This is a genomic window from Mucilaginibacter gossypii, assembly GCF_017569325.2.
Classification (GTDB): Bacteria; Bacteroidota; Bacteroidia; order Sphingobacteriales; family Sphingobacteriaceae; genus Mucilaginibacter; species Mucilaginibacter gossypii.
The window spans coordinates 2,681,941-2,694,188 of sequence record NZ_CP071878.2; the positions used below are offsets into that span (position 1 = coordinate 2,681,941).

Sequence of the window (12,248 nt, forward strand, 5' to 3'; positions counted from 1 at the left end):
GCTTAATAGGCCTAATATTTTTTTATCTTATGGGTTATTTATACAATAACCGAACCGATATTGCCTGTAGTTTGGTTAAAATGGGGACACGTGCTGGTTACATTGATTGCGTTAATTATAATTTCTTATTTTTCCGCACAGCTATCAATACATGGTCCGCATAAATATTATACCGCAAGTCAAATACAGGAAACGGTCAATATTAATACAATTATTACTACTGCAATAGCCGTATTGCTCATTGCACAGTTGTTTTTTATAGCTAACCTTATAACTGGCATCATCAAAAAAAATCCGTCATCAATTCAAAACAAATGAGATCATTAATTTTGCACTAATTTTCTAATTGAATCAAATTACACGAATTAATTCCCAAACAAATTCGTGTAATTCGATTCAATTGTACACTACCCAAGCATTCGTGCCTTAATCAAATATTTCGGGCAGATGTTTGTAATTACCTTTCACAGTTGCCAACACCTCATCAAATTTACCACCAAGCATCATTTTGGTCATGGAGACGGCCATTCCTTTAACCATTTTAAGTTCGATATGCGGCGGCATGGCAAGGGCAGTTCCGTCGGTATAAACATTTACTAAAACTGGTCCTGTGTGTGCAAAAGCTTCGGCTATGCCCTGTTCAAGGCCCTGCGGGTCGTTTATGGTAATGCCCTTTATGCCCATTGACTCCGCGACCATGGTAAAATCAGGATTGTGCATGTCCACTTCAAAATCGGGCAGGCCCATTACTTCCATTTCCAGCTTTACCATGCCAAGGCTCCTGTTATTAAATACAATGATCTTTATAGGCAGATCATATTGTTTAATAGTGGCTAAATCGCCTAACAACATGGAAATGCCGCCATCACCACACATGGCCACAACCTGCCTGTCGGGACAGGCCAGCGCCGCGCCGATAGCATGCGGCATAGCATTAGCCATAGATCCATGAACAAACGACCCGATCATCGAACGCCTCCCATTAGCGCTGATATGCCTGGCACTCCAAACATTACACATCCCGGTATCGCAGGTAAAAATGGCATCAACAGAAGCATATTCGTCTACAATAGCGGCTAAAGCTTCGGGATGAATAGCATCATGTTCACCAAAATCCTTAATATAGGCTTGCTGTTGCTCTTTTACTTTAGCATGTACATGCAATTGCGCATCTAAAAAGCTGTTGTCGGTTTTTTCTTTAATTAAAGGGATCAACGCTTTAATTGTAGATTTTATATCACCATAAAGCCCCATCGTTAGTTTTGCGCGGCGACCAAGATTTTCAGGCTTGATGTCAATCTGCACTATCTTTTTATCCTGGGGATAAAAAGGCGTGTAAGGAAAATCGGTGCCAAGCAGGATAACCAAATCGCTTTCATGCATGCTATGATACGCAGCGGGCAAGCCAAGCAGGCCGGTCATGCCTACCTCGTAGGGGTTATCATGCTCCAAAAACATTTTGCCACGGAACGAATAACCAACCGGCGCTTTGATCAGTGCCGCCAATTCAACCACTTCATCATGAGCACCGGCACAGCCTATCCCTCCAAAAATGCAAACTTTGGGGTATCGGTTAATCAGGTCGGCCAGTTTTACTAACTCTTCCCATACCGGGGTAATGTTGGCCTTGCAAAAAAAGTTATTTACCGATGAGTCAATTTCAACAGCATCCTCCCCTGCCACATCGCCCGGTAAGCCCAATACGCCAACACCTTTGCGCTGAATAGCAGTTTGGATAGCTGCCTGTGCCATACGGGGCACCTGCTTATTGTTGGCAGCCACCTGGTTATAATAACTGCAATCGTCAAAAAGCTTGATAACATTGGTTTCCTGGAAGTAGTTACTGCCAAACTCTTTAGTAGCACAGGTAGACGCAATGGCTAAAACAGGCGCTCCTGACCGGTGAGCATCATAAAGGCCATTCACCAGGTGCACATGCCCGGGACCACTGCTTCCTGCACAACAGGCAAGTCCGCTCAGTTGCGCATCGGCCGAAGCTGCAAAAGCGCCTGCTTCTTCATTGCGTACATGGATCCATTTTAATTCGGGCGTTCTGCGTACCGCATCATTAAGTTCGTTTAAACTATCGCCGGTAATGGCATAAATACGTTTGATACCGGCCTGTATCAGCATTTCTACAAGTTGCTCGGCTACTTTTTTTGACATGTTTGGGTTGTTTAGCGTTAGTGATGTGGTAATTTACTATCCATAACACCAAACACGTGCCATTTGTTAAGCAATTAACCGTCAAATATTTGTAATTAACATATTTTTTGAGCTTTTTGATATACCGTGAATTCACGATAATAAATGATATATCGTAATGTTTAATTGTACATACCCATAATAGCCACAAGGGTTTACTTCACGCTTTTCCAAACCTCGTCATAAACGTTTCCTTTCAGGTATAATAGCGAATCTTTAAGCTTATAATTTAATACACCTTTCTTCCGTCCATATATTGGGCATATCCCCCCATTGCTTGAATCAATAAACAGATTATTGTCAATCGATTCTGCCTTGACATGAAAATCAGTGTTTACAATTTTTGCAAACCGATGTCTTTTCATGATCATAGTTTTGAAACAGAATGACTGATACCTAATGAAAAGGTGCGCGGAGGGGCCGCCGTATAAGTATCCCCATAGCTATTTCCAGTAACAGTAGTTGCATATAGCTTATTGGTCAGGTTCATAACATTGAACCAAACTTCCAGTCCCTTTGCGCTGCCGCTGCTGATGCGATAGGCAGTGCGTAAATTAAAAAGATCATAACCATTGTAGGTTTTGGTATTAGCTGCATTTGTAAAGTATTTACCCAAATGTTGCCATTCAACACCAGTTCTGAAGCCAGCGATAAAAGCGGGTTTCCAGGTAATCTCCGAATTAGCAATCCATTTTGGCGCATTGGTCATTTGATGACCGTCATAGCCGATGGATTTTCCGGCACTAATTTCACTGTATTTATTAAAGGTATGGGACGCAAACGTTCCACCGATGCGAAAGTCAAGGCTTTTTACGGAGCCAACCAGGAGGTTATACTCTAAGCCTTTGTGGGTAGTAGCAGCAGCGTTGGCATATTGTGTAGTATTGTCTGCCTGGATCAAGCTGATGATCTCATCTTTCCCTTGCAGGTAATAAGCAGTTAGCTCAAACCTGATCTTTTGGGAGAACAATGATGTCCAGCCGCCCAGTTCATAATTGTTATAAGTGGCCTGTTTAAGCGGTGTTAATTGCCTGGAATTGTAAAGGGTATTAGTTTCAGGCGGCTGAAAGCCCATACTGAAATTGGCATAAATGCCGCGCCCATTCTGCAGGTCATAAGTTACGCCAAGCTTGGGCGCCAATACATCATATCGATTATGCTCCTGTTGTTTGTACTTGGTTTTTAAAGGAGGAAGCTGGTTGTCAAAATTGTAAACGAGCAGGTCATAACGCAGTCCGGCAGTAATTTTTATCCGCTTAACCGGCTCTGCCATATACTGTACATAGGATGCGGCATTAAACAGGTGAATCTTATAATTATCAATCAGCGAATCAGTGTTGATATAACCGGTATAATACTGAGCGGTATTATCTTTTTTAATATTCAGGAAGTTAGCATAAAACGAACTTGGGCTATTATCCAGGTAAATGCCTGCGATCAATTGTGAGTGCATAAAATTTAACTTTACCGTATGCTGAGCAAGCAAGCCAAAGCTGTAAAAACTCAGCTCATTTATTTGACCTGTTGACTTTAAGTATTGGCCCTTATTGTTGCGGACATCGGAAATATAATAGCTGGGTAATTGCCCGGTGGAATTGTTTCTGAAAAAAAGCGTTAGAAAGGTGTGATTATCATCATTCCAATTATGATCAAGACGACTGCTGGCCCGGAATGCGTTCACCCTGCGGTAGGCAAAACGCTGATTACTACTGTAGGATCGGTTATAGAAACGTGCACTGTCTAGGTTTCCAGGCGTTTGTGTGTTAAGATAATTATAGGTACCGTATACTGTTAGCTTACTGTCGGCCCCCAGCGGATAGCTAACTTTAGCAGAAAGCGAATACTTATCAAAATCAGTATAATCCTGCCAGCCTTTTTCCTGGTGTGTGGCATAACCTGCCATATAAAACCCAACTTTTCCCGCAGTGAGCCCCCCTTGAATACCAGCCCGCAGGTAATGGTATTTATCTCCCTGTACATTGATTTGCCCTGCCGGGGTTACGGATTCTTTTGCCGTATTGAAGTTAACAGCCGCACCTATTGAGTTACTGCCATATAAAGACGAAGCTGGCCCCTTAATCACTTCAATATCCCGGATACCATCGGTATTGATCTCGTACAAAGCGTTATGATTGAATATGCCCGTTGGTCGGATCGGGATACCATCTTCCATGTAAAGGTAAAGCGCGTTGTAAGTAATCGGTTGGCGGATGGCCATGGTATGCTGCTCATTACCGAGGTTCACCATATATACCCCCGCAACTTTATTCAACAATTGATAAGGAGCGGTTGCATGCGCTTCGCGGATGGTATTTGAACTTATCTTGCTGATTGCAGCCGGTATATCCTTGCGGGGCTGCTCCTGGCGGCCCGCCGTTACCACCACCTCCTCCAGGCCGGCAATCACCGGTTTTAGTTGAACTGAGAGCGAGCTATCGCACCTGATACAGCAAGTACCATAACCGGTACAGCTAACCGTTAGGGAATCAGTTTTATTTTTATGCGCCAATATAAATTTGCCTGATAAATCAGTCGAGGTACCCAGCTTGCTTCCTTTGACACGGATACTGGCACCGACAACGGGTGCCTGGGTTTGGGCGTCGACAACAACACCCCGTATTTTTTGCGCTGATGCCTGTAAAGTAAAGGCAATAGCAAAGCAGAACACGATAAAGTATTTCATTTTTAAACATCTTCTTGTTAAACCAAAATTGAATTTGCTCAGGAGAGCATGTAGCGGTGAACTGAAGACGTAGCAGGGGGCCGAAAGATAGCTCCGAGCGGGCGAAGCAGCAGGGCGAAGCTTACCAGGGAGGTAAAAATGGCCAGCAGTTTGATGTGTACAGTAAATTGATTAACGCCGTGATAATAAGCCTCAAAAATGATTTCTTTAACGGTTCGGTTTTCGTTGCTCTTCTCTTCGCTATTAGCCTTTTTAAGCTGTTTGCTCAGGAAGCACCTGCCGTTGCAGTGTAGTATGGGCCTTGACTTATTGGCGCAAAGTTTTGCCGCAATATAATCCTGGTTGAGCCGGAACCCCACATAAAGCCATAGTGAGTTCAGGTTCATAACCAGTACCGAGAACAGGAGTAATATGGCGGTGAAGCGGCGGAACATCTTACAGATCTTTTTTGGAGAAAATTTTAAGCGCCAGTAGTACGGGTAAAACAGACCAGATCAATAGCATCGAAACACTGAAGGCAATGCCTGTACCGCTTCCGAAAAACTGTCGGTAAAGCGCGCCGGTGTAACCCATCAGAGCAGAAATATCCAGTTTTAACAAGATCATGATCCTTGCCAGATCTACCGGATTTAAGGCCGTGAGCACAATCATAGCCTTTTCCAACGGATAATCGCTGAAGGTGAACAGGAACAGCAGCACCAGAGCATCATAAACAATGGCCGCATAGAACCAAATCATTAGCGCAAGCCCAATACCCTTTGATTTATCCCTGGTTTTAGTGGAAGCCCAGAAAGCGAGTGAAGTAAAACTTAAGGTTACCAAACCTCCGGCAACCATTAGGGTGATGCCCGTAGCTGAGAGTGCAAACAAAGCAACCGGCAGGCAAACTCCGAGCACAAAAGCGCCCAGGATAGAGCTGCTGATGCCGAGGTATTCTCCCAATAAAATGTCCCTGCGTTTGATAGGCTGGGAAACAAGCAATTCGGTAAACTCCGCGGCGTTGAAATAATAGGTGGTTGCATAGATAATGCTTACCAGCGGCACAATGATCATCACAATGGTTGTAATACTTACCAGTCCTTTAATCACATCGCTGTCTGACAGGAAGATCACCGTACAAATGGTAGCGAGCAACAACGTGTAGGCAATGAGTACCTTACTGCGTATGATGTCGAGAATAATATATTTGGCTATCTTAAACATGTTCTTCAGTTAATAATCGGGTCAATATTTTACCCAGTTTCTGCTCACCTGTCTCCATTTGCAGCGCAGCCAGCGGCTCATAAAATTTGATCTTGCCTTCATAAAGGTACATCACGGTATCGGCCAACTCCTCCGACTCTGAAAGGATATGTGAGGTAATGATCACAAGCCTGTTATTTGCTTTTTCGTCGAGGATCTTTTGTTTTAAAATTTCGGTGGCAAAGGGATCAAGGCCCGCTGTGGGTTCGTCGAGTATCAGCACGTCAGGATTAAACATAAAAGCAAGGGCGGCGCTCACTTTTTGCCTGGTACCTCCGGAAAGTGTCCTCATAGGCTTATGGTACATACTTTTGAGCCGGTAAGCCTCAATCAGGTCTGTATCAGGTATTTTGTTGCAGTTACGAATATCAAGCATCATGTCGAACAACTGGCCAATCTTCATATTATCCGGGTAACGCCCGATCTGCGGCATATAGCCGATGTATTTTTTGTAATCAAAAGTCTTGTTGACTCTGGCTCCTCGAAACCGGATGTCGCCTTCGTCGGGTATAACCATACCGAGTATACTTTTGATCATGGTTGTTTTTCCGGAGGCGTTTGGCCCCAAAACAGACACAATGTTGCCGCTTTCAAAATGACAACTAATATCTTTTAGCACCTGTAATTTGCCAAATGCCTTTTTAATGTGGCTTAGTTCAATTAACGTGTCCATGGTTTCATTTTAGGGTTTATATCTTTAACAGATTCAGGGGTAAGAGATGGGATAGCCCGTTCAACCTTGTCTAAAAGATTGACCATAAAACTCCGCATCAACATCACGCTTTGCGGAATTTGCTCCATTATCTGCGCATAGAGGCTAACCGGCCGGTAGGGTACATCACCGGTGCCATCTTTATTCAAATCATAACCTTCATACTTGTCCCAGTAGTTCTGATCAAATTTATTAAGGTTGAGCACCCCGTTGGTTGTCACATCAAAAGAGTTCGACTCGAAATTATTCCGCTCAAACGTGCCGTTTTCACAATTAGCCAGTATACGCATAGCCCAACCGTTATTGATAAAGGTATTATTGTTAGCCGTCATGAGGTTGCAACCCTCCATGTAAATACCCGTCGTATTCCTAACGAAACGGTTGCCAACAATTTGGGACCGGGTAATATCTTTCAGCAGCAAACCATAAATGGAGCTTCCCCAGTTTTCAATAAACAAATTATCAAACATTCGTATCCGTTTGGAATACATCACCGCGACACCTGATCCGTTATTGCGAAAAGTGTTTTTTTGATACAGATCATCGTCCGAAAACATGAAGTGCAGCCCATACCTAAAGTTCCGTTCACTGGTATTACTGATGATCCTGCTCTTTTTCACAAATTCAAAGTAGATACCGTCGCGGTGGCGGGTAGAATAATTATTCATAATGATAACATCATGACATTGCCAGGCATGAATGCCGTTACCGGCCGTAAGCTCGGTACCAGTGCCACTGGTTGTATTACCAATAACAGACACATGATCGCAATCGGACAGGTAAATCCCAAAAAAGTTATTGATTAACCTGTTATTACTGATCGTAACATTGTGTACCTTATGCAGGCGGATACCGGCATAGTCGCGCATCGAACCGGTTTTAGAGTTTTTGAGCACAAAGCCGCTGAACGTAACACCATTCGTCAGGATAGTCACTACCTCTTCTTTATAATTTGCGTCCAGCACAGGATACCCATCGCCAATGATGGTCAGTCTTTTGGTGATAAGTGTATTGTACGAATAATAATACCCCTTCTGCACCTTGATCGTATCACCATCGGCAGCCTCCGCAACAGCTGCCTTTAAATCAGGCAGGGCAGTATTCACGGCCACTATAAGTGTGCGTGCATGCGAAACAACAGTTACCGCCAGGGCAAAAAGACAAATGAGCGAGATCCTTTTCATGCAATCTTTTATTTAACAAGTTCATTCCAGGTCAGCAGTTTCCCGTTTCCGTTGCCAAGAAAGATTTTCGCCTCTTGTTCGGAAGCAAGGGCCGCGAGGTTACCGCCCATCGGAGAACTGATCTTTTGGTCATGTATATAGGTGCATTTGCGGGCATCCATAAGTGTACCGCCTGACTTGTAGTTTACAACAAGATAAGTATCTGCATCGCCAAACTGCCCGCGTTTTTCGCTGATGTAACCCAGCATACACTCTGCAGAATCGAACTTATAAATCTTGCCTTTGGAAGTTACAATCTCTGCACCGAACTTACGGTCCATAATTGTCATCATACAGTGTACGCAGGCGTCTTTTCCATATTGCAGGGCCTCAGGCTTTTGACTGCAGGCGGTGATCCAAAGCGCCAGCAGCACGATCATTCCTCTCTTTTTCATTTCTTTTACCATTTCTTATTTCGATGTATAATGTAGCAGCGGTAATTATTCCGGCCAGGCCGATCAGCATCCCCCCCGTAGCAGGAAAAGATCCTGCCAGGAAGTTCAGAAGTTGTTTATACCCAATCAGCGGAGGTTGATAATACATACCTTCAACTTTAATGGCTGCATGAGGATCAAGATTGTGCCCATAGTTGTATTCCCATAGGTAAAAATCAATAAATCCGGCGGCGGCAAAAACGATCATCAGCGCCAGCAAGCCAATCAGCAGTTTTCTGCTGCCTTTTACTGAAGCAACCGACCCGATCAGGATGAGTAACCCGAACACATAGGGGGCAATCTTAAATTCGGCAAAGTTCTGCGGGTCGATATGCTGCATGCCGATATAGTGGTTAAGCCCATTGATCTGCAGCACGTTTCCTGTGATACCATTTAGCCATATATCCATACTCAGGCCCTCGGGGTATTGTGGTGCGGACAAGGTAATCTCCCATAAAGGAAGAAAATACGCTGTTAGCAGCAGCACCATGGCTGCAGCTATTGCTATTCTTGAACCGGTTTTCATATTATTGGTATTAATGGGAGGACACAGGGTCCTCCCGTTGAATAAAAGATCTGTTACCTTGCCGCGAGGTTTTCTCCCAGGTGGAAAGTAAGTGGTACGTTTGAGCCTTTAGGCGATACCCTAAAGTAACCAGACATCTCCTGGTGCAATGCAGAGCAGAAGTCGGTACAATAGAATGGGAAAATACCAGTCCGGTCAGGTGCCCATTTCAGTGTGGCGGTCTCACCCGGCATGACCAATAATTCTGAGTTATTGGAACCTTTGATGGCAAAGCCGTGCGGAACGTCCCAGTCCTGCTCCAGGTTGGTCACATGCACATACACATCATCACCCTGATTTATGCCTTCTATATTGTCCGGGGCCAGGTGAGACCGGATAGCAGTCATGTATACATCCACCCGGTTGCCTTTTCTTACTACGCGGGCTTCTTTCTCTGATTTGGCAGCATATGGGTTATCATTCTCTTCCAGTTTAAAAAACTTCACAGAATTTTTCTCTATTTTCTCCGCCGGTATGGTCTGCGCGTAGTGCGGCTCACCAATGGTCGGGAAGTCAAGCAATAGTTTCATCTTGTTGCCGGTAATGTCAATCAACTGGGCAGATTGCGTTAGCTCAGGGCCGGTGGGCAGATAACGGTCTTTGGTGATCTTGTTTAACGCAATCACATATTTACCATATGGATGCCTGGAATCGCCGCCCGGTACAGAAAGGTGGCCGATAGAATAATAAGTTGGAATACGATCGATGATCTCACGTGTGTCCACTTTCCATTTTACAATCTCTGAAGACACGAACATGGACGTATAAGCATAACCTTTACCGTCAAATTCGGTATGCAGCGGACCTAAACCCGGTTTTTGCACTTCACCTTCCAATACAGTATTATATTTCAATACCGGAATACCGTCAAAGTCCCCTTCAAATTGTTTTTGGTCAATAGCACCAAGCATCTTCTTAAACGAAAATACAGGAATCACCGCGGCCAGTTTACCGCTGGCTACAAAGTATTCGCCGTTGGGCTCCACGTCAACACCGTGAGGTGATTTTGGGCATGGAATATAATAGATTAGTCCCGGATAATCTTTTACATCCAGCATGGTCACGTCGTTTTCCATGGCTGAAGTAGCTGAATGGGTGCGCTCGTTATAGAGGTTATGCGCGTATTTAGCAGGCACTTTACGCCCCTTGCCCTGGGCCACCAACTCTTCTGCTTTTTTCCAGTTCACCGCCATGATAAAGTCCTTGTCGCGTTGACTGGCATTAACTTCAAGTAAGGTATTGGCTTGCTCTGTATTATAACAGGTAAAGAAAATCCAATCATGTGAGGGGCCTTTGCCAGCATGTGCCAGGTCATAGTTAAAGCCAGGAACAATCAATTGAAAGGCAATGTTCATGCGGCCCGTGTTCTTATCTACTTTGATAAAAGTCGCGGCACCTTTGAACTTCTTTTTGAAATCACCTATCGATACATCCTTATCTCCATCAAGCGGTACGCTAAAACGAGTATTACCTACTATATACTCGGTATTTTCTGTACAAAATGGAGAGGCATGGTTACCGGCAACGTTTGGTAATTCCATAATTTCTTCCGTTTTGAAAGTTGCCAGGTTGAGACGGGCAATGCGTGGCGTGTTATTACCGTTAATGAAAAGCCAGCGGCCATCATCTTCGCCATTGGTTTTGGAAAGTTCAGGATGGTGCGTGTCGTCCCAGGGTACAAATCCGTGCGAGGTGTTGAGCATTGGTTTGGTCTCTTCTGAGTAGCCATAACCATTTTCCGGGTTCTGGGAAAACACAGGTATCACTTTAAGCAACCTGCCGGAAGGAATACCATACGCTGCAATCTGGCCGCTGAAGCCACCGGAAGCGAACATGTACAATTCATCATGCTTGCCGGGCGCTACGTATACTTTTTTGGCAGCATCTTCATCGGTGGCCGCCTGCCCCGTTTTACCTGCTTTACAACCGCTGGCGATGGCAATCGCCCCCAGTCCCGCTAACAACAGGGTAGTTTGTGAAATTCGTTTCATGGTTTAAACATATAAAGAGGTTATTGATCGTTTTTTCTCAAATACTCAAGTATCTGTCGGGTTTCATCGTCACTTACATTCTGAAAACTCATCTGAGTCAGATATTTTGCTAAAAGCGCTTTACCCACGGGGTCTTTTTGTTCCATTTCTACCGGATTGGTGATCTGGTTCATGATCCATTCCGGCGTACGGCGTTTGGTTACCCCTTTCAGACCGGGCCCAACTACCTTCTGATCGGTGATCTGGTGACAGGCGGAGCACTTGGCAGTAAAAACTCCTTTGCCTTTGTCGGCCATTGCATTGTCGATTGCGCCGATCTCCACGCTTGTGAATTTACCTACGCCCTTGCTGTCACTTTTGGCGGCTGGGTCAACGTCTGCTGAAGATGCGGCCGAGCTATTTTCGGCATTGGCAGCCGGAGCAGATTCCGTCGCCTGTTTATCACCCCCATTGGAAGGGCCGCAAGCGGCCAAAAGGGCCATACCTCCTATAAAAGCGGCCCGGATAAAGCTGGTTGAAATTTTCATTATTTTCATATTTATAATACTTCGAAATTGCTTTATTAATTTTGACTATTTCATGATTTAAATCATGTTTTTTTAGTGATATATCTCATTTAAATAGCATTTTATATGATATATAATATACTTATAGATTCCGCCTCAAAGCCACCCTTTACAAATAAAGACATTTTTATCTTTTATTATTTTAAACTTGTCCCCTCCTGTTTGTTGAATAAAAATTTGCTTATTTTAAAACGTACTTATTTTGCTGGTAATCGCTTACCAGGTCTCGAAGGGATTTTTTGTTAAATTCGAGGAGCAGTTGTGTCCGTACCGTCTTAATTTCGTCGTGCACCGGACAAGGCTTCGTTTCGGAACAGTTTTTAAGTCCAAGTATGCAGGCATTGAATAGCCCGTCCCCTTCAATAGCCCGGATAATATCAATCAGGTAAACCTTGGCGGAGTTTTCAATATAAAAACCTCCGTGCGGACCTTTGCTGGAGGAAATGACGCGCTTTCGGGATAACCCCTGCAGGATCCTGGCAGTGAAATGTACAGGTGCACCTATCGCTTCAGCGACCTCTGAGATGCCGGTCTTTTCTTTGTTCAAGGTCTTATAACCAACATATACTGCCGCCCTGATGGCATATTCACATGATTTAGATAATAACACTACTATCCTTTCAACTT

12 protein-coding genes are annotated in these 12,248 nt (G+C 44.2%); all 12 read right to left on the reverse strand.

Features of this window, described 5'->3' with window-relative positions; all coding sequences use genetic code 11:
• Nucleotides 1–426: 426 nt before the first annotated feature.
• Entirely contained in the window at nt 427–2,166 is a 1,740-nt protein-coding gene (locus J3L18_RS11235; RefSeq protein ID WP_129567693.1) for a thiamine pyrophosphate-dependent enzyme, read from the reverse strand.
• 194 nt (nt 2,167–2,360) lie between these two features.
• Nucleotides 2,361–2,570 (reverse strand): hypothetical protein, encoded by a 210-nt coding sequence (locus J3L18_RS11240; protein ID WP_129567694.1) that lies wholly within the window; start codon nt 2,568–2,570, stop codon nt 2,361–2,363.
• Between the two features lie 2 nt (nt 2,571–2,572).
• Nucleotides 2,573–4,888, reverse strand: a complete 2,316-nt coding sequence (locus J3L18_RS11245) for a TonB-dependent receptor domain-containing protein (RefSeq protein WP_129567695.1) — start codon at nt 4,886–4,888, stop codon at nt 2,573–2,575.
• Nucleotides 4,889–4,926: 38 nt separating this feature from the next.
• Nucleotides 4,927–5,322, reverse strand: coding sequence for a hypothetical protein (locus J3L18_RS11250; RefSeq protein ID WP_129567696.1), 396 nt, complete (start codon nt 5,320–5,322; stop codon nt 4,927–4,929).
• A 1-nt stretch (nt 5,323) separates the two neighbouring features.
• Nucleotides 5,324–6,091, reverse strand: coding sequence for an ABC transporter permease subunit (locus J3L18_RS11255; protein WP_129567697.1), 768 nt, complete (start codon nt 6,089–6,091; stop codon nt 5,324–5,326).
• The gene (locus J3L18_RS11260) at nt 6,084–6,803 is read right to left on the reverse strand and encodes an ABC transporter ATP-binding protein (RefSeq protein ID WP_129567698.1); all 720 of its coding nucleotides are present in this window, start codon (nt 6,801–6,803) and stop codon (nt 6,084–6,086) included. Before J3L18_RS11260 ends, J3L18_RS11255 begins: the two co-directional genes overlap by 8 nt.
• A complete protein-coding gene (locus J3L18_RS11265) occupies nt 6,791–8,026 on the reverse strand; it encodes a nitrous oxide reductase family maturation protein NosD (protein ID WP_129567699.1) in 1,236 nt (411 codons plus the stop codon). Before J3L18_RS11265 ends, J3L18_RS11260 begins: the two co-directional genes overlap by 13 nt.
• Before the next feature lie 8 nt (nt 8,027–8,034).
• Nucleotides 8,035–8,460, reverse strand: a complete 426-nt coding sequence (locus J3L18_RS11270) for a nitrous oxide reductase accessory protein NosL (protein ID WP_189549017.1) — start codon at nt 8,458–8,460, stop codon at nt 8,035–8,037.
• Nucleotides 8,396–9,025, reverse strand: a complete 630-nt coding sequence (locus tag J3L18_RS11275) for a hypothetical protein (RefSeq protein WP_208102459.1) — start codon at nt 9,023–9,025, stop codon at nt 8,396–8,398. The genes J3L18_RS11270 and J3L18_RS11275 overlap by 65 nt, the downstream gene beginning before the upstream one ends.
• A gap of 53 nt (nt 9,026–9,078) precedes the next feature.
• Nucleotides 9,079–11,055 carry a Sec-dependent nitrous-oxide reductase gene (nosZ, locus tag J3L18_RS11280; RefSeq protein ID WP_129567701.1) on the reverse strand — a complete coding sequence of 659 codons (1,977 nt, stop codon included), beginning with the start codon at nt 11,053–11,055 and terminating at the stop codon, nt 9,079–9,081.
• 20 nt (nt 11,056–11,075) lie between these two features.
• Nucleotides 11,076–11,582: a c-type cytochrome gene (locus J3L18_RS11285; RefSeq protein ID WP_223266067.1), complete on the reverse strand. Its 507-nt coding sequence runs from the start codon at nt 11,580–11,582 to the stop codon at nt 11,076–11,078.
• Between the two features lie 220 nt (nt 11,583–11,802).
• Entirely contained in the window at nt 11,803–12,231 is a 429-nt protein-coding gene (locus J3L18_RS11290; protein ID WP_129567702.1) for an RrF2 family transcriptional regulator, read from the reverse strand.
• Nucleotides 12,232–12,248 lie beyond the last annotated feature (17 nt).